This is a genomic window from Pectobacterium brasiliense (assembly GCF_013449685.1).
GTDB classification, from domain to species: domain Bacteria; phylum Pseudomonadota; class Gammaproteobacteria; order Enterobacterales; family Enterobacteriaceae; genus Pectobacterium; species Pectobacterium brasiliense_A.
In genome coordinates this window covers 64,813-83,621 of record NZ_JACDSF010000008.1, presented here as the reverse complement: position 1 = coordinate 83,621, position 18,809 = coordinate 64,813, and the positions used below count along the sequence as shown (strand labels likewise).

Annotated in this window: 19 protein-coding genes; 8 read left to right on the top strand and 11 right to left on the bottom strand. The window is 49.3% G+C overall.

Annotated elements, in window-relative coordinates:
* Positions 1–86: 86 nt before the first annotated feature.
* Complete coding sequence (ftsH, locus tag H0248_RS03105) at positions 87–2,027, bottom strand: ATP-dependent zinc metalloprotease FtsH (protein ID WP_180784747.1); 1,941 nt, start codon at positions 2,025–2,027, stop codon at positions 87–89.
* Positions 2,028–2,083: 56 nt separating this feature from the next.
* A complete protein-coding gene (gene rlmE / locus H0248_RS03100; RefSeq protein WP_005971510.1) occupies positions 2,084–2,713 on the bottom strand; it encodes a 23S rRNA (uridine(2552)-2'-O)-methyltransferase RlmE in 630 nt (209 codons plus the stop codon).
* Positions 2,714–2,856: 143 nt separating this feature from the next.
* Between rlmE and yhbY the strand changes: the two genes are divergently transcribed.
* On the top strand, positions 2,857–3,150 hold the full coding sequence (yhbY, locus tag H0248_RS03095) for a ribosome assembly RNA-binding protein YhbY (protein WP_010283039.1): 294 nt from the start codon (positions 2,857–2,859) through the stop codon (positions 3,148–3,150).
* Positions 3,151–3,278: 128 nt separating this feature from the next.
* Here the strand turns inward: yhbY and greA are convergent, their stop codons facing one another.
* A complete protein-coding gene (greA, locus tag H0248_RS03090; RefSeq protein ID WP_010283037.1) occupies positions 3,279–3,755 on the bottom strand; it encodes a transcription elongation factor GreA in 477 nt (158 codons plus the stop codon).
* A gap of 268 nt (positions 3,756–4,023) precedes the next feature.
* On the opposite strand from greA, the gene dacB reads away from it, so the two are divergent.
* On the top strand, positions 4,024–5,457 hold the full coding sequence (gene dacB / locus H0248_RS03085) for a serine-type D-Ala-D-Ala carboxypeptidase (RefSeq protein ID WP_180784745.1): 1,434 nt from the start codon (positions 4,024–4,026) through the stop codon (positions 5,455–5,457).
* A 69-nt stretch (positions 5,458–5,526) separates the two neighbouring features.
* On the opposite strand, the gene cgtA is transcribed toward dacB, so the two are convergent.
* The 4 genes from cgtA to rplU all read right to left on the bottom strand — a co-directional run bounded on the left by cgtA (position 5,527) and on the right by rplU (position 8,599).
* Complete coding sequence (gene cgtA / locus H0248_RS03080; protein ID WP_039282291.1) at positions 5,527–6,699, bottom strand: Obg family GTPase CgtA; 1,173 nt, start codon at positions 6,697–6,699, stop codon at positions 5,527–5,529.
* Positions 6,700–6,958: 259 nt separating this feature from the next.
* Positions 6,959–7,921 carry a DMT family transporter gene (locus H0248_RS03075; RefSeq protein ID WP_180784743.1) on the bottom strand — a complete coding sequence of 321 codons (963 nt, stop codon included), beginning with the start codon at positions 7,919–7,921 and terminating at the stop codon, positions 6,959–6,961.
* Between the two features lie 89 nt (positions 7,922–8,010).
* The gene (gene rpmA, locus H0248_RS03070; RefSeq protein WP_180784741.1) at positions 8,011–8,268 is read right to left on the bottom strand and encodes a 50S ribosomal protein L27; all 258 of its coding nucleotides are present in this window, start codon (positions 8,266–8,268) and stop codon (positions 8,011–8,013) included.
* 19 nt (positions 8,269–8,287) lie between these two features.
* Positions 8,288–8,599 (bottom strand): 50S ribosomal protein L21, encoded by a 312-nt coding sequence (gene rplU / locus H0248_RS03065; protein ID WP_010283026.1) that lies wholly within the window; start codon positions 8,597–8,599, stop codon positions 8,288–8,290.
* A gap of 256 nt (positions 8,600–8,855) precedes the next feature.
* On the opposite strand from rplU, the gene ispB reads away from it, so the two are divergent.
* Positions 8,856–9,827 carry an octaprenyl diphosphate synthase gene (ispB, locus tag H0248_RS03060; RefSeq protein WP_010283025.1) on the top strand — a complete coding sequence of 324 codons (972 nt, stop codon included), beginning with the start codon at positions 8,856–8,858 and terminating at the stop codon, positions 9,825–9,827.
* Positions 9,828–9,905: 78 nt separating this feature from the next.
* On the opposite strand, the gene H0248_RS03055 is transcribed toward ispB, so the two are convergent.
* Positions 9,906–10,280 (bottom strand): DNA-binding protein, encoded by a 375-nt coding sequence (locus H0248_RS03055; protein ID WP_010283015.1) that lies wholly within the window; start codon positions 10,278–10,280, stop codon positions 9,906–9,908.
* A gap of 248 nt (positions 10,281–10,528) precedes the next feature.
* Positions 10,529–10,915 (bottom strand): DNA-binding protein, encoded by a 387-nt coding sequence (locus H0248_RS03050; protein WP_039282295.1) that lies wholly within the window; start codon positions 10,913–10,915, stop codon positions 10,529–10,531.
* Positions 10,916–11,102: 187 nt separating this feature from the next.
* Here H0248_RS03050 and H0248_RS03045 point away from each other — a divergent pair, with 187 nt between their 5' ends.
* Positions 11,103–11,366, top strand: coding sequence for a helix-turn-helix domain-containing protein (locus tag H0248_RS03045; RefSeq protein WP_010283012.1), 264 nt, complete (start codon positions 11,103–11,105; stop codon positions 11,364–11,366).
* Positions 11,367–11,435: 69 nt separating this feature from the next.
* Here H0248_RS03045 and mdh read toward each other — a convergent pair whose 3' ends face one another.
* Positions 11,436–12,374, bottom strand: a complete 939-nt coding sequence (gene mdh, locus H0248_RS03040; protein WP_014914106.1) for a malate dehydrogenase — start codon at positions 12,372–12,374, stop codon at positions 11,436–11,438.
* Between the two features lie 468 nt (positions 12,375–12,842).
* On the opposite strand from mdh, the gene argR reads away from it, so the two are divergent.
* The gene (gene argR / locus H0248_RS03035) at positions 12,843–13,313 is read left to right on the top strand and encodes a transcriptional regulator ArgR (RefSeq protein ID WP_039274176.1); all 471 of its coding nucleotides are present in this window, start codon (positions 12,843–12,845) and stop codon (positions 13,311–13,313) included.
* Positions 13,314–13,423: 110 nt separating this feature from the next.
* Here the strand turns inward: argR and tsaD are convergent, their stop codons facing one another.
* Positions 13,424–14,437, bottom strand: coding sequence for a tRNA (adenosine(37)-N6)-threonylcarbamoyltransferase complex transferase subunit TsaD (gene tsaD / locus H0248_RS03030; RefSeq protein WP_180784739.1), 1,014 nt, complete (start codon positions 14,435–14,437; stop codon positions 13,424–13,426).
* Positions 14,438–14,664: 227 nt separating this feature from the next.
* On the opposite strand from tsaD, the gene rpsU reads away from it, so the two are divergent.
* From rpsU to rpoD, 3 genes are all read left to right on the top strand, one after another.
* Complete coding sequence (rpsU, locus tag H0248_RS03025) at positions 14,665–14,880, top strand: 30S ribosomal protein S21 (protein WP_001144069.1); 216 nt, start codon at positions 14,665–14,667, stop codon at positions 14,878–14,880.
* 154 nt (positions 14,881–15,034) lie between these two features.
* Entirely contained in the window at positions 15,035–16,792 is a 1,758-nt protein-coding gene (gene dnaG / locus H0248_RS03020; RefSeq protein WP_180784737.1) for a DNA primase, read from the top strand.
* Positions 16,793–16,945: 153 nt separating this feature from the next.
* Entirely contained in the window at positions 16,946–18,781 is a 1,836-nt protein-coding gene (gene rpoD / locus H0248_RS03015) for an RNA polymerase sigma factor RpoD (RefSeq protein ID WP_180784735.1), read from the top strand.
* Positions 18,782–18,809 lie beyond the last annotated feature (28 nt).

Below are 18,809 nucleotides of genomic sequence, written 5' to 3'. Positions count from 1 at the left end.
TGAAATGTGGTTCGAAGAACACTCACAGTAAAAAACCCCAGCCTGAGCTGGGGTTTCATGAGTCACAGATGTGAATCGCAGGCGGATTATTTGTCGTCCACTTGCTCAGACATCGTATTACCAGGATTAGGCGTCTGCGGCTCATCCACTGGCGTAGGGGCTTTAGGTGTACCGCCACTGTTACCAGAATCGTTGTCAGAACGAGACGATTCCCAACCTGCTGGCGGACGTACTTCTTTCTTACGTCCCATCAGGTCATCAATCTGCGGCGCATCAATGGTTTCATACTTCATCAACGCATCTTTCATTGAGTGAAGAATATCCATGTTTGCCATCAACAGTTCACGAGCACGCACATAGTTACGTTCAATCAGAGATTTTACTTCCTGATCAATAATACGCGCGGTTTCATCTGACATGTGCTTGGCTTTTGCCACAGAACGACCGAGGAATACCTCACCCTCTTCTTCCGCATAGAGCAACGGACCGAGTTTTTCAGAGAAGCCCCACTGCGTCACCATGTTACGAGCAATCGAGGTTGCTACTTTGATGTCGTTGGACGCGCCCGTAGAAACATGTTCCACGCCATAAATAATTTCTTCGGCCAGTCGACCACCGTACAGCGTAGAGATCTGGCTTTCCAGTTTCTGACGGCTGGCGCTGATCGCATCACCTTCAGGCAGGAAGAACGTCACACCCAGCGCACGACCACGCGGAATGATCGTCACTTTATGAACCGGATCGTGTTCTGGCACCAGACGACCAATGATGGCGTGCCCAGCTTCATGATATGCCGTCGATTCTTTCTGCTTCTCAGTCATTACCATGGAACGGCGCTCTGCACCCATCATGATTTTGTCTTTCGCTTTCTCGAACTCGACCATCGAAACAACGCGTTTGTTGCCACGAGCGGAGAACAATGCGGCTTCGTTAACCAGGTTAGCCAAATCTGCACCAGAGAAGCCTGGCGTACCACGTGCAATCACTGACGCATCAATATCTGGAGACAACGGTACGCGACGCATGTGAACTTTCAGAATCTGCTCACGGCCGCGAACATCTGGCAGGCCAACCACAACCTGACGGTCAAAACGACCTGGACGCAGCAACGCGGGGTCAAGAACATCAGGGCGGTTAGTTGCCGCGATGACAATAATGCCCTCGTTGCCTTCAAAGCCGTCCATCTCAACCAGCATTTGGTTCAGCGTTTGTTCACGTTCATCGTGACCACCGCCCAGACCTGCGCCACGCTGACGGCCAACGGCGTCGATTTCATCGATAAAAATGATACAAGGCGCGGCTTTCTTCGCCTGTTCAAACATGTCACGAACACGAGAAGCACCGACACCGACAAACATTTCAACGAAGTCAGAACCGGAAATCGTAAAGAAAGGCACTTTCGCTTCACCGGCAATCGCTTTTGCCAGCAACGTTTTACCGGTTCCCGGCGGGCCGACCATCAGAATGCCTTTCGGAATTTTACCGCCCAGTTTCTGGAAACGGCTAGGTTCGCGCAGGTACTCGACCAGTTCGCTAACCTCTTCCTTCGCTTCGTCACAACCCGCTACATCAGCAAACGTCGTCTTGATCTGATCTTCAGTCAGCATGCGCGCTTTGCTCTTGCCGAAGGACATAGCGCCTTTACCGCCGCCGCCTTGCATTTGACGCATGAAGAAGATCCAGACACCAATCAGTAACAGCATCGGGAACCAAGAAATAAAGATAGAAGCCAGCAAGCTCGGTTCTTCCGGCGGCTCACCAACGACTTTCACGTTCTTCGTTAGCAGGTTATCCAGTAGCTTGGGGTCATTGACAGGAATGTAAGTCGTGTATCTGTTGCTGTCTTTTTTGATAACACTGATCTCACGCCCGTTAATACGTGCTTCACGGACCTGATCCTGATTCACTTCAGTCAAGAAGGTTGAATAATCCACCCTACGGCCATTCGACTCGCTGGGCCCAAAGCTCTGGAAAACAGACATCAGCACCACTGCGATGACTAACCAGAGAATTAGGTTTTTCGCCATGTCACTCAAGGGATTAACCTCATATTACAACTGTGTTAAAAAACAGCGTTAGGGTACTACAGTTTCCGCCCTGTCGCTACAATATACACTTCACGAGACCGAGCTCGTGAGGCGTCTGGTTTACGAATTTTCACTTTCGTAAACAGGGAGCGAATTTCCCGCAGGTATTCATCAAAGCCTTCTCCCTGAAACACTTTCACCAGGAAACTTCCGCCTGGCGCTAATACATCCCGACACATACCAAGTGCTAATTCAACCAGATACATCGACTTCGGAATATCAACGGCTGGTGTACCACTCATGTTAGGGGCCATGTCAGACATCACCACCTGAACTTTGCTATCGCCAACCCTTTCGAGCAAGGCTTTGAGGACCAGTTCATCACGAAAGTCCCCTTGTAGGAAATCGACGCCAACAATCGGATCCATCGGCAAAATATCACACGCGATAATTCGACCATTTCCACCAATTTGCGTGACCACATACTGTGACCAGCCGCCCGGTGCAGCGCCTAAATCCACAACTGTCATACCGGGTTTAAATAGTTTGTCGCCCTGCTGTATTTCGTCAAGTTTAAACCAAGCACGCGAGCGCAGCCCTTTTTTCTGGGCCTGCTGCACATATTTATCGCTAAAGTGTTCCTGCAACCAGCGACTGGAACTTGCAGAACGCTTTTTATTCGCCATCGATTTTCCAACTATTCTCAGTAACACGCTCGTGGTGGGGAGAAACTTCTCACATATTACCAATCAGAACAGTCAAATTGGTTATAATCATGAGATGGCGGTAGAATGAACCGTTTTCAATCCCAACCTAAGTAAAAAAGACAATGAACCTAAGTAATAAACAAAAACAACACCTGAAAGGCTTGGCACATCCGCTAAAACCGGTTGTCATGCTGGGCAATAACGGTCTCACCGAAGGTGTTTTGGCTGAGATCGAACAAGCATTAGCGCATCACGAGCTGATCAAGATAAAAGTAGCGACAGAAGACCGCGAAACCAAAGCCTTGATTGTTGAAGCGATTGTTCGTGAAACGGGTGCCGCTAACGTTCAGGTCATCGGCCATACGTTGGTGCTCTACCGTCCTGCGAAAGAACGTAAAATTGTGTTACCACGATAACACTTTTTATTTCTGGATACTCGGTTTTAACGGAAAGGTGCCACGCCTCTCGGTTAGAGAAAAGGCCGCAAGCGGCCTTTTTCTTTTCTTTACAATTTTTGCTGTTTTAATCAACAATACGGAAAAGTTTACAGATATTCGACCTTCAGGATCTCATATTCCACGTCGCCGCCCGGCGTACGGATAACCACAACGTCATCTTGCTCTTTGCCGATCAGACCACGCGCGATGGGCGAATTTACCGAGATCAGATTCTGTTTAAAATCTGCTTCGTCATCACCAACAATCCGATAAGTTTGCTCTTCATCGTTATCCAGATTCATTACCGTCACGGTGGAACCAAAAATAACACGCCCGTTCGCCGTCATCTTCGTAACATCGATAACCTGTGCGTTAGATAATTTAGCTTCAATGTCTTGAATACGTCCTTCACAGAAGCCCTGCTGCTCGCGTGCAGCATGATATTCTGCATTCTCTTTCAGATCGCCGTGCTCACGCGCTTCGGCAATCGCCGCAATAATTTCAGGTCGACGCACAGATTTCAGGTGGTCAAGCTCTTCACGCAATTTTTCAGCGCCACGCAACGTCATCGGAAATTGTTTCATATTGTCTATACCTCTAAAAAAGTCCGTAAGACTCAAATAATCGTCATCCTGACGCGATAAAAATCAAAGGCGACGGAGTCTCTGCAACGTCCCAGTCCTCACTGGACATAAAACAAAAGCAACCAGCCCCGGAACAAAATTTCCAGGCTAGTAGCGATTTTGCATTTTGATACGTATTTTACCCCAGAGTTCAATGAGGGTCATCGTTTACTTTAGACCTTGTTGCGCCGTAGTATGACCACACGTTACCCCGTTATTAGCTGAGATTATGCGTTTTTCATCGATTGTTACCGGACTTGCCTGCGCTTTTGCTCTGCACGCCAATGCAGCTTCTGTTGAGGATCATCGCCAATATTTACCAGACGGTGCCAATTTGGCGCTATTGGTACAAAAAGTTGGCGCAACAACACCCAGTATGGCCTTCAATAGCCAGCAAATGGCACTTCCAGCCAGTACGCAAAAGGTGATAACCGCATTAGCTGCATTACTGCAATTAGGTCCAGATTATCGGTTTATCACCACGATGGAAAGCCACGGGCCTGTTACCAGCGGTATTCTGAACGGTAATCTCATCATACGGTTTAGCGGCGATCCTACACTAAAGCGCCAGCAAATACGGAATATGGTGCAGGAATTAAGAAAGCGCGGAATACAGGAAATCGCGGGGGATGTGCTGATCGACACCTCCGTGTTCGCCAGTCACGATAAAGCGCCGGGCTGGCCCTGGAACGATATGACACAGTGCTTTAGCGCACCGCCGGGTGCCGCGATTGTCGATCGCAACTGCTTCTCCGTCTCACTCTACAGTGCGCCTAAAGCGGGTGATAATGCGTTTATCCGCGTTGCATCCTATTATCCGGTGCAAATGTTCAGCGAAGTCCGCACGCTGGCTAAAGGTTCAGCCGATGCACAATACTGCGAATTGGATGTAGTCCCTGGGGAATTAAATCGCTTTACGCTTACTGGCTGTCTGGTTCAGCGCACAGAACCGCTTCCGCTGGCATTCGCGATTCAGGACGGGGCCAGTTATGCTGGCGCTATCGTTAAAGATGAGCTACAGCAGGCGGATATCCGTATAAAAGGCAGCCTTCGTCGCCAAACGCAGCCTGGTCCGGCAGGAAGCATACTGGCTCAGACACAGTCAGCGCCACTGCACGACCTGCTCACTATCATGTTGAAAAAATCAGACAACATGATTGCCGATACGGTCTTTCGTACTATTGGGCATGAGCGTTTTAGCGTGCCGGGTACGTGGCGCGCTGGTGCAGATGCCGTGCGACAAATTCTGCGTCAGAAGGCGGGTGTAGATTTAGGAAACAGTATTGTTGTCGATGGTTCAGGCCTGTCGCGCCATAACCTGATTTCACCGGAAACGATGATGCAGGTTTTGCAGTACATCGCACAGCACGATAATGAACTGAATTACATCACGATGCTTCCGCTTTCCGGCTATGACGGCACGCTGCGTTATCGTGGTGGCCTGCATGAAGCTGGCGTGGATGGCAAGGTTTCGGCTAAAACTGGGGCATTGCAGGGCGTATACAATCTGGCAGGCTTCATTACTACCGCGAGCGGCCAGCGTATGGCATTCGTCCAGTTCCTGTCTGGCTATGCCGTACCGCCAGAAGACCAGCGCGCACGTCGCGTCCCTCTGGTGAGATTTGAAAGCCGTCTCTACAAAGACATTTATCAGAGCAATTAAAAGAACAACGCGGGCTTACCCTGATGGGATAAGCCCGCGTATGTAAGACCTGACTAACAGAAGAACGAATTACTTTTGATAGATGATCTCAACACCTTCATCATCTTCATCGTCCCAGTCATCATCCCACTCTTCCTCGGCTTCTTTTTCTATTTCAGCCAACTGTTCGCGGTGATAATCATCCCACATGAACTCCACTTTTTCCGGTGCGCTTTCGGCAATCGCCGTTACTTTCGGATTGGCTTTCAGGAAGTTCATCACATCCCAGCAAAGTGGGTTGACGCCTTCACGGTTCGCTGCAGAAATCAGATAGTATTTATCATCCCAGCCAAGCGCAGCCGCAATCTCTTTGGCACGTTTTTCCGCTTCAGCCTTGTCGATCAAATCAACTTTGTTGAAAACCAGCCAACGCGGTTTTTCTGCCAAACCCGCGCCATACTGCTCTAACTCGTTGATAATGATTTTGGCATTTTCAATTGGGTCTGACTCATCAATCGGTGCTAAATCAACCAGATGCAACAGGACACGGCAGCGTTCAAGGTGTTTCAGGAAGCGAATCCCTAACCCAGCTCCTTCAGATGCGCCCTCAATCAAACCAGGGATATCCGCCACAACAAAGCTCTGTTCGCTATCCATACGGACAACACCAAGGCTCGGCACCAGCGTGGTAAACGGATAATCTGCCACTTTCGGCTTTGCTGCTGATACTGCGCGGATAAAGGTCGATTTACCGGCATTAGGCAGGCCAAGCATACCCACGTCAGCCAGCAACAGCAGTTCCAGCGTCAGCTCACGCTCTTCGCCTTTCGTACCGCTGGTTTTCTGGCGAGGAGCACGGTTGACGGACGATTTAAAACGCGTGTTACCTAAACCATGCCAGCCGCCTTTCGCCACCATCAGGCTCTGCTGATGACGCGTCATATCGCCCAGCACTTCGCCGGTTCCCTGATCCAGAACACGAGTACCAACAGGGACTTTAATCGTAATATCTTTGCCACGTTTACCCGTACAGTCACGGCTTTGCCCGTTTTGTCCGCGCTCAGCACGGAAAGATTTTTCAAAACGATAGTCGATCAGCGTGTTCAGGTTTTCGTCTGCCAGCAGATAAACGTCACCGCCATCACCGCCGTCACCACCGTCCGGACCGCCGTTGGGAATATATTTTTCACGGCGAAAGCTAACACAACCGTTACCGCCATCGCCTGCCACAACGAGAATTGTGGCTTCATCTACAAACTTCATTGATTCTCTCCGCAAAAAACCAATAGAGAATATCTACGTGTTTTAGGCTTGTTATTGGTTCTTCTTGGCGTAACTTTTTGATTTTACGGCATGTAGCGTATTTCTACTCACCATTAAAAAACTGACGCACCAGAACGCATTCCAGCAAAGGAGCGGATTGTACCTGCCTGCTCCAATAATTTCATCTGTATTAAAAATAAACAACCCATGCAGAATGTCAAAAGGCGGCCGTGACCACTGCAATAGGCTTTTTTTTCGGCTACTTCTGCACCATCAATGGCGGCACGGGCTCTTTCTTACCGGGTAAGAGGCGATGCCCGATAGCGGAAAACATAGCGCCAGCAACAACGACAAAAGCGCCCACATAGCCGACCCAATTCAGTACTGGCGCAGCAAAGAGAGTCGGCCATCCTAATACCAGTAGATCGGAAAACAGCAGCGTAAACAACGGCGTCAACGTAATGACCGCACTAACCTGTGATGCCTGCCAGCGAGCCATTGCCTCCGCCAGCGCACCATAGCCAATCAACGTATTCGCACCGCAAAATAGCAGGCAAATAAGCTGCCAGTTGCTCAGTTGAAAAATAACCTCAAGCTTGGCAAAAGGCGTGATAAAGACGACGCACAGCACATATAACAGAAACAGAATCTGCTGCGATGTCAGGCGTCGCAATAGAACTTTCTGCGCTACGCCATAGGATACCCATACTGCCGAGGCGCAAACACCCAGCAACACGCCCAGCGTGTAGTCAGTCAGCCGGGTAAAAATCTCAATCAGGCTGGTATTAAAGAACAGGATCAGTCCGCAAATCAGCATGATCGCACCAATGACCTGCGTGCCGCGCATCTTTTCCTTTAAGATAAGTACGCTGGCGAACATCATGCCTACAGGGGAAAGTTGCCCGATAACCTGAGACGCTGTCGGGCTCAGATATTGCAGAGACGAGCTAAAGAAAACAAAGTTACCCAGTAGTCCAGCCGTCGCAATCAGTAGCAGAACCCACCAACGCCGATGCCGAAAAACCCGCATTGGCGGCAGCATCTTACGGGATGACAGAATAATGCCGAGTCCAATCGACGCGATAAAAAAGCGATACCAAACAATAGTATAAGGTTCCATCACTACCAGAACCTGTTTCATGGCTATCGGTAACGCCCCCCAGCAAACAGCCGTAGTCAGCGCCAGACACAGACCGATACCCGTCTGTTGTTTAGTATTCATACTTATCCAGATGGTTTACTCAGAATCAGAATGTAAAAAGCCCCGCAAAGAATTGCGGGGCTCAAATCCGTAAGACCTAACGCGAAAAATTATTCAGCAACGATGCTGACAAATTTACGGTTTTTCGGGCCTTTAACTTCAAACTGAACTTTACCATCAGTCAAAGCAAACAGAGTATGGTCTTTCCCGCAGCCAACGTTAGTTCCTGCGTGGAATTTAGTACCACGTTGACGAACGATGATGTTGCCAGCCAGAACACTTTCGCCGCCAAAACGTTTTACGCCAAGACGTTGTGCGTTAGAGTCACGACCGTTACGGGTTGAACCGCCAGCTTTCTTGTGTGCCATTTAATCCGCTCTCCTAATCTTAAGCGCTGATGCCGGTAATTTTCACGTCAGTGAACCACTGACGGTGGCCTGCTTGCTTACGGTAGTGTTTACGGCGACGGAACTTAACGATCTTCACCTTTTCGCCACGACCATGAGCAACAACTTCAGCTTTGATTTTACCGCCATCGACGAAAGGAACGCCGATTTTGATTTCTTCACCGTTGGCAACCATCAGAACTTGGTCAAACTCAACGGCTTCACCAGTTGCGATGTCCAGCTTTTCCAAGCGAACGGTTTGACCTTCGCTTACTCGGTGTTGTTTACCACCACTTTGGAAAACTGCGTACATATAAAACTCCGCTTTCCGCGCACCCGTTAATAGGTTTCAGAGCGCGCTATAAATATTCATAATAGGGCGCGAATTCTACGCAAAAATACTGAGGATGACAAGTGCATAATCAACGGATGTGAAGAAAAAGAATACAACGTATCAACTGCCGTTTATCTCTCTCATTTTTCAAGTACAATCGGCGCAATAAGTTCCGTCTTGCCGATATGCAACAGCAATCTTACGGCAGTGTTGAAGACATACGTTGGCACAAACCATGAATCTAGAACAAATTACAGCATTGACTGCACAGGATATGGCAGCTGTTAATAACGTCATTCTTGAACAGCTGAATTCCGACGTCGTTTTGATAAACCAGCTTGGACACTACATCATTAGCGGTGGTGGGAAACGTATACGCCCGATGATTGCTGTACTTGCAGCCAGAGCCCTCGACTATAACGGTGATAAGCATGTCACTGTCGCAGCACTGATCGAATTTATCCACACCGCAACGCTGCTACATGATGATGTGGTAGACGAGTCCGACATGCGCCGGGGTAAAGCAACAGCAAATGCCGCCTTTGGCAACGCAGCGAGCGTGTTGGTTGGGGATTTCATCTATACACGCGCCTTCCAGATGATGACCAGCCTCGAATCGTTACGTGTGCTAGCGCTGATGTCAGAAGCGGTGAACGTGATTGCTGAAGGCGAAGTCTTGCAGCTAATGAATTGCAACGACCCTGATATCACGGAAGAAAGCTACATGCGCGTCATTTACAGTAAAACGGCGCGTTTATTTGAAGCCGCAGCACAATCTTCATCCATCCTTGCTGGTGCGACGCCAGAGCAAGAAAAAGCGCTTCAGGACTATGGCCGCTATTTGGGCACCGCATTCCAGTTAATTGACGATCTGCTCGACTACAGCGCAGACGGCAAAACGCTGGGTAAAAACACGGGTGATGACCTCAATGAAGGCAAGCCAACGCTGCCGTTACTGCATGCGATGCGTCATGGAAATGCAGAACAGAGTTCGCTGATTCGCAAGGCCATTGAAGAAGGAAACGGGCGTCATTTGCTGGAACCGGTTCTTTCCGCCATGCAGCAATGCGGTTCACTTGATTATACGCGGCAGCGTGCCGAAGAAGAGGCAGATAAGGCAATTAGCGCACTACAGCAACTGCCGGAAACACCATACCGTATGGCGCTCGAGGGCCTTGCCCATTTAGCCGTACAACGCGATTTCTAACGTGGTGTAAGGTTCTTATCTGATAAGATCGTTAATTCATAAGTAGCGCTGTCTTGCAGCGCTACTCGTTCGCCAGACTTAGGCAGTCTGGTCGATTGTGACATCATCCAGCCTAGACAACATCGCTATTGTCCCTTCACGCAAGATGAAATTAATCAGCCGGGTTCGTTCATCAACGGAAAGCTGATGGAAAATATGCACCCACGATGACAACAGGGTCGGCTCATTATCGATACGATAATATTCGGTTGGCGGATTCTCTTTTACGAGCAGAGAGTTCCTGACCTCATTCGGCAAACTACGAATAGAATATTCAACACCGCGCCCTTGAACCCCTTTCCGCCTGCGCTTTTCCCAACCGTCGTCTCGTGCCCGCTTATTCAACCCCTGCGGCGACTTAGGCAATCCACCTACGCCGACCAGCTCACTTGTTGCAAACCATTCTTTGTCCATACTCATCACTCCCTTGTTTGTTTTGAACAGGCATTACGTCAACTCGCCCAAAAGTTTCCATATAATAGACTATAATTACTTAAACCGCTAACTTTTACGCGTTACCGACACACCTAAGTAATAAAGAAATGATTAAATCCAGCGCGATGCTGAAACATCGCGGCCAGAAGCACTACGGTAAAGCGACAGAAAATACAGGTTCCTTTTTAGCACCAACGTCAGCACTCTACGAGTTCGCCCTCGGTAGCTCAGTCAATTTCCATTGATGAGATTGGCTCCTCATCCGATGGCGTAATACCCAACTGGCTCAGCGTGGAAGACACCCCGACCCGCAGAATATAAGCGATTAAATCATCTCTTTCTTTTTCAGATAGTTGCTGGTAAATCTGCATCCATACGGCCAGTGCCGCAGGCTGTTTCGCCGAATAGGCGGAAGGCTCGATTTCGAGTAATAGGGATTTCTTTACCGTATCCGGTAAGCTGTGAATTGAGTACTCCACTCCTCTTCCCTGGACGCCTTTACGGCGACGCTTCTCCCATCCATCCTCTCGGGCGCGCTTATTTAATCCTTGTCTTGATTTCGGAAGGCCGCCGACTCCAACCAATTCGCTGGTAGCAAACCACTCTTTTTTCATTGCCTTTCATCCTGATAGTGCCATCCCTAACAAAAACGCGCTAATTTGGAAATTAATTAAGAATTTTAAAGAAAATTAATGCTATATTATTTCCAAATAATAATGTCATGTTAGTTCGGCATATAACTAACATCCGTTACTTATACCACTAATCGACAGTCGTCTTATAGCAAATAAGGGAAGGATTATGATTTTAAGGAAACAAGACTGGCATCCCGCTGATATCATTGCTGCACTGCGCAAGAAAAACACGACGCTAGCGGCGGTATCGCGAGCGGCCGGATTAAGCTCATCGACGTTAGCTAATGCGCTCTCACGCCCTTGGCCCAAGGGGGAATGGCTGATTGCCGATGCGCTGGGTATTCACCCCTCAGAGATTTGGCCCAGCCGGTACTACAATCCAGAAACCAATGAGCTTATCGACAGAAAAAGACTCATCCGTCCCGATTAAAAAAGAAAAGCCGGAGATAGCGATCTCCGGCTTTTTATTCAACGCTACGTATTACAAGAATCTCAATGATTAATTCTTGATGAACGTCTCGCCTAGCTCGATATCCTGCTTCAGCGTATCCAGCATGCTGTTAAGCGCATTTTGCTCAAAAGCGCTTAATGTGCCGATGTCTTTACGCTCAGCGACGCCGTCTTTGCCTAACAGAATCGGTTGAGCGAAGAAGCGGGCATATTTGCCATCACTTTCAACGTATGCACATTCCACCACACCGCTTTCGCCTTGCAGCGCGCGAACCAGAGACAGACCAAAACGTGCCGCAGCCTGACCCATCGACAACGTAGCCGATCCGCCACCTGCTTTGGCTTCAACAACCTCGGTGCCCGCATTCTGGATACGCTTGGTCAGGTCAGCCACTTCCTGCTCGCTGAAGCTGATACCAGGAACCTGAGACAGCAGAGGCAGGATCGTCACACCAGAGTGTCCGCCGATAACAGGCACATTAATATCCTGCGGCTGTTTGCCTTTCAGCTCAGCAACGAACGTGTTGGAACGGATAATATCCAGCGTGGTGACGCCGAACAGTTTGTTTTTGTCGTATACGCCCGCTTTTTTCAGCACTTCGGCTGCAATGGCAACGGTTGTATTCACCGGGTTGGTGATGATACCGATACAGGCTTTCGGACAAGTAACCGCAATTTGCTCAACCAGATTACGCACAATGCCTGCATTGACGTTGAACAGATCGGAACGATCCATACCAGGTTTACGTGCCACACCTGCGGAAATCAGCACGATATCGGCACCAACAAGCGCGGGTTTAGCATCTTCACCGCTATAGCCTTTGATCTTCACTGCTGTAGGAATGTGGCTCAGATCGACGGCAACACCCGGCGTTACTGGGGCGATATCGTAAAGGGATAGTTCTGAACCTGAAGGAAGCTGGGTTTTGAGGAGGAGTGCGAGTGCCTGACCGATACCACCTGCTGCTCCGAGAACTGCAACTTTCATCCTAAACTCCTTATTATCATAAAATAAAAAAGTGCCGTGAATTCATCTAGTTATAAACAGAATATAAAAATGGGGATACGAGCAACCTACTTATCTTTCTACAAATGACATGAGAGACAAAAAATACGCTATGTCTCTAATAATAAATCAAAAACAACCATTCGTTTGAAAGGTAAGTAAAGTTAATAAGCTATTGAGCTATAACGCGGTGTTCATTCACGTGCGATTAACCTGTGCGCTACATTACACCGATCGATGGCGTCCAAACAACATCATTTTGATAACATTTGATTTACTTTTATGTGACGCAGGACGCATTTTTCGGACTACCCGAGAGTCGATTTTTTTGAAAACAGCGACTAACGCATATCTGGTGAAAGAGACTGGAATTATACGCAATTTAATTGCATAAAAATTCACACAACTGCATAATAGGAAGATTAACCATAACAATTAATCCGGTGCAGAATGCGAAATTCGACAAAACAAGAAGACCTCGTTAAAGCGTTCAAAGCGCTGTTAAAGGAAGAGAAGTTCAGTTCTCAAAGTGAAATTGTTCAGGCATTGCAAGACGACGGATTTGAAAACATCAACCAATCCAAGGTGTCACGGATGCTAACGAAATTTGGTGCCGTGCGCACACGCAATGCCAAAATGGAGATGGTGTATTGTCTCCCTGCTGAACTTGGCGTTCCGACGACGTCCAGCCCACTGAAGAACCTTGTGCTGGACGTAGATTACAATGATGCCGTTGTGGTGATTCATACCAGCCCTGGAGCCGCGCAGCTCATTGCCCGCCTGCTGGACTCACTTGGGAAGTCAGAAGGTATTCTCGGCACCATCGCGGGTGATGACACTATTTTTACCACCCCGGCAAGAGGCTTCAGCGTCAAACAACTCTACGAAGCTATTCTGGTGCTATTCGAACAAGAGCTGTAACTCGCTCGTCCGCTGCCGCTTTTTGTCATTCGTTCTTTGCTACGTATTTTTTACTACGTTTTCCGCTACGTGCAGACCCGCTACACGTAGCGACTATTGCGTTTAACGCCTCACACCGCAGGCAATTCAGCCAATGGCCAACGTGGCCGAACGGATACGCCCAGCGTCTGGCTCGCGCCATGAACCAGACGTACACTGCCCGCATAAGCAATCATCGCGCCGTTATCTGTGCAGAATTCGGGGCGGGCATAAAATACTTCACCACCGCGTTTCGCCATCACTTCACCTAAGCGCTGGCGCAGCGTCCGGTTTGCACTCACGCCCCCCGCCATGACCAGTCGTTTAAAGCCCGTCTCATCCAGCGCACGGCGACATTTTATCGCCAGCGTATCTACCACGGCATCTTCAAAGGCACGTGCAATATCGGCACGCGTTTGATCGTCATCACCGTTGCTACGAATCGTATTAGCCGCAAACGTTTTTAGCCCAGAGAAGCTGAAATCCAGCCCCGGACGATCGGTCATCGGGCGCGGAAACGTGAAGCGCTGGGAATCTCCCGCCTGCGCCATTTTCGACAGCATTGGGCCACCGGGATAATCTAATCCCAGTAATTTCGCCGTTTTATCAAACGCCTCACCCGCCGCGTCATCAATCGACTCGCCCAGCAGGCGATATTCACCAATGCCCGTCACGCTGATGAGCTGCGTATGGCCACCAGAAACCAACAGCGCCACGAAGGGAAACGCTGGCGGATTATCTTCCAACATCGGTGCCAGCAAATGCCCTTCCATATGATGCACAGGCATCGCCGGCACACCCCAAGCGAATGCCAATGACCTACCAATCGTCGCGCCCACCAATAGCGCACCGACCAAACCTGGGCCAGCGGTGTAAGCCACGCCATCGATATCATCAGCCTGTAGCCCAGCTTCGCGCAGCGCCGCCTGAATTAACGGAACCGTTTTACGCACGTGATCGCGTGAGGCGAGCTCAGGCACTACGCCACCGTAATCAGCATGTAATGTAACCTGACTGTATAACTGATTAGCGAGCAAACCGGTCTCTGTGTCATAAATGGCCACGCCGGTTTCATCACAGGATGTTTCGATACCCAATACGCGCATTGCTGTTCCTACTTTGATGGCGATACAAGCGCCCGTTGAATGCCGCTTGCTTCAAACTGTGGATAGTCTACCATAAGCGGCCTGATTTCTGCTCTGGCCGCGGTTGGGTGTTTTATGATCACCGCAATGCTTTACAAAGGCGTCACGTTTGCAGTAGAATTCCGCACCATTTTGAAAAGGCTGGCACAAGGCCAGCGGCAAACCGAATTTATTGAGGTGAGAGGCACATGCCGGTAATTAAAGTACGTGAAAACGAGCCGTTCGACGTAGCTCTGCGTCGCTTCAAACGTTCCTGTGAAAAAGCAGGCGTTCTGGCTGAAGTTCGTCGTCGTGAGTTTTATGAAAAACCAACGACCGAACGTAAGCGCGCTAAAGCTTCTGCAGTGAAACGTCACGCGAAGAAATTGGCTCGAGAAAACGCACGCCGCACTCGTCTGTATTAATTTTCAGGAGGGTTTCCCTCCAACGCGTGATTAATCCGCAGACTTAGCAGTTGCATACGTAAGGCCGTGCTTTCCGAAAGGAAGCGCGGCTTGTTGTCGTTTATAAGCTATATCCAATGTAACCACCTTACAGAAGGATATACACCAGGGGCTTATGGCTGGACGAATCCCACGCGTATTTATTAATGACCTGCTGGCTCGCACCGACATCGTCGATCTCATTGACGCGCGCGTCAAACTGAAAAAGCAGGGCAAAAACTATCATGCGTGCTGCCCGTTCCATCACGAGAAAACCCCCTCATTCACCGTAAACGGTGACAAACAGTTCTATCACTGTTTTGGCTGTGGTGCACACGGCAACGCCATAGACTTTTTGATGAATTACGATCGTCTCGAATTCGTTGAAACCATTGAAGAACTTGCCACTCAATACGGCCTCGAAGTGCCTTATGAAACCGGCACTGGCCCAACCAAGCAAGAAATTCATCAACGGCATAATCAGTACGAATTGATGGGGCAAATCAGTTCGTTTTATCAACAAGCGCTGCACCATTCCGTCGGTGTTCCTGCCTTGCAGTATTTGCAACAACGTGGTTTAAGTGCAGAAATTATTAGTCATTTTGCAATAGGCTTCGCCCCATCAGGCTGGGACAACGTTCTCAAACGGTTTGGTGAAGGTCACGATCGCACAGTATTGAACGATGCCGGTATGCTGGTGACTAACGATCAGGGCAGAACATACGACCGTTTCCGCGAACGCGTGATGTTCCCCATTCGCGATAAGCGGGGGCGAGTGATTGCCTTCGGCGGACGCGTGTTAGGTAACGATACACCGAAGTATCTGAACTCGCCGGAAACAGGCATTTTCCATAAAGGTCGTCAGTTGTACGGCCTGTATGAAGCACAGCAAAACCATAAAGATCTCAAACGGCTCTTGGTTGTTGAAGGTTATATGGATGTGGTGGCGTTGGCGCAATTTGGTATTGATTATGCGGTGGCATCCTTGGGGACTTCCACCACTGCCGAACACATTCAGTTACTATTCCGTGCCACAGACCAGGTGGTGTGTTGTTACGACGGAGACCGTGCTGGACGGGAAGCGGCATGGCGCGCCTTGGAAACTGCACTACCCTATTTGAACGATGGCCGTCAGCTACGCTTTATGTTCTTGCCGGACGGTGAAGATCCCGACACGCTGGTACGTAAAGAAGGCAAAGCTGTTTTTGAGCAGCGCATGGAACACGCTCTGCCGCTGTCACAGTTTCTGTTTGAAACGCTGCAACAGCAAGTAGATATGAGTTCTCCTGATGGTCGAACCAAACTTGGTATTCTCGCTATGCCATTGATTGGTCAAGTGCCGGGAGAAACACAACGGCTCTACTTACGCCAGCAGCTCGGCAACAAACTGGGTATTTTGGATGATAGCCAGTTGGATCGGCTGTTACCCAAAGCCACAGAACAGGATCAGCCTTATCAGACGCCGCAACTAAAAGTCACAACTATGCGTATACTTATAGGACTGTTAGTGCAAAACCCGAGGCTGGCAACTGAGGTTCCAGACCTCGCGTTAGAAGGTATTGAACAAGATAAAGTCCCCGGTCTACCGTTGTTTCAGGATTTGGTGAAAACCTGTAACGCCAGCCCGGGGATGAGCATGGCACTACTATTAGAGCAATATCGCGACAGCAAATACTATAAACAGCTTGAAACCATCGCGGTATGGAACCATATGATCGTAGAGGAAGAGCTCGAAGAGAAGTTCAGAATCAGTCTGGCAGAGCTCTACGATCAGTTATTGAACCAGCGATTAGAAATTTTGATTGCCCGTGACAGGACAAATCCGAATGGGCTCAGCGCCAAAGAAAAAAAAGAGTTTTGGTCGCTACAACTGGCATTGACCAGAAAACACTGATACAGAGGCTTAATTGCCGATAAATAGCAGGGTCGAGCCCTGCAAAGAGCCGCTACAGGGGCGCGGCGATAAGAAAAATACCCCTAATGCTATTGTTAGCGAACTACGCTGACCGACACCAACCCAAATACTCTGAAGTGTGGATACCGTCTTATGGAGCAAAACCCGCAGTCACAGCTGAAGCTGCTTGTCACCCGTGGTAAGGAGCAAGGCTACCTGACCTATGCTGAGGTCAATGACCATCTGCCGGAAGATATCATCGACTCGGATCAGATCGAAGATATCATCCAGATGATTAACGACATGGGCATCCAGGTGATGGAAGAAGCACCGGATGCAGACGATCTGTTGCTGGCCGAAAACACCAATGATGCCGATGAAGATGCGGCAGAGGCTGCTGCGCAGGTTCTATCCAGTGTTGAATCGGAAATTGGTCGCACCACCGACCCGGTTCGCATGTACATGCGTGAAATGGGTACCGTTGAACTGCTGACGCGCGAAGGCGAGATCGATATCGCCAAGCGTATTGAAGACGGTATCAACCAGGTTCAGTGCTCTGTTGCGGAGTATCCTGAAGCCATTACTTACCTGCTGGAACAGTATGATCGCGTCGAAGCGGGCGAAAGCCGCCTGTCCGACCTGATTACTGGCTTCGTTGATCCTAATGCGGAAGAGGACATTGCGCCTACCGCGACTCACGTTGGTTCTGAGCTTTCGAGCGAAGAAATTGACGATGATGACGAGGAAGAAGACGACGAGGAAGAAGAAGACGACAACAGCATCGATCCTGAGCTGGCGCGTGAGAAGTTCACCGAGCTGCGTGAACAATATGAAACGACCCGTCAGGCTATCAAAGCCCACGGTCGTAGCCATGCGCTGGCAGCACAGGAAATCCTGAACCTATCCGAAGTCTTCAAACAGTTCCGTCTGGTGCCAAAACAGTTTGATTTCCTGGTTAACAGCATGCGTTCCATGATGGATCGCGTTCGTACTCAGGAACGTTTGATCATTAAGTTGTGTGTTGAACAGTGCAAAATGCCGAAGAAAAACTTCGTCACGATGTTTACTGGCAATGAAACCAACAACACTTGGTTTGCCGCAGCAGTCGCTATGGGCAAACCATGGTCTGAAAAGCTGAATGATGTTGAAGAAGACGTCACCCGCAGCCTGCAAAAACTGCAACAGATCGAAGAAGAAACTGGCCTGACGATCGAACAGGTGAAAGACATCAACCGCCGTATGTCGATTGGTGAAGCGAAAGCGCGTCGTGCCAAGAAAGAAATGGTGGAAGCTAACCTGCGTCTGGTTATTTCTATCGCGAAGAAATACACCAACCGTGGTTTGCAGTTCCTCGACCTGATTCAGGAAGGCAACATCGGTCTGATGAAAGCGGTAGATAAGTTTGAATATCGCCGTGGTTACAAATTCTCGACCTATGCGACCTGGTGGATCCGTCAGGCGATCACCCGTTCTATCGCCGATCAGGCACGTACCATCCGTATTCCGGTACACATGATTGAGACGATCAACAAACTGAACCGTATCTCTCGTCAGATGTTGCAGGAAATGGGTCGTGAGCCGACGCCGGAAGAGCTGGCTGAGCGTATGCTGATGCCGGAAGACAAAATCCGTAAAGTGCTGAAAATCGCGAAAGAGCCGATTTCAATGGAAACCCCGATTGGTGATGATGAAGATTCACATTTGGGCGATTTCATCGAAGATACGACGCTGGAGCTGCCGCTGGATTCCGCCACGTCGGAAAGCCTGCGTTCTGCGACACACGACGTACTGGCTGGTCTGACCGCGCGTGAAGCGAAAGTCCTGCGCATGCGTTTCGGTATCGATATGAACACCGACCATACGCTGGAAGAAGTGGGCAAACAGTTTGACGTTACGCGTGAACGTATTCGTCAGATCGAAGCGAAAGCACTGCGTAAACTGCGCCACCCAAGCCGTTCCGAAGTGCTGCGTAGCTTCCTGGATGATTAATTCATTCCTCAGCTAACACACTTCAGAT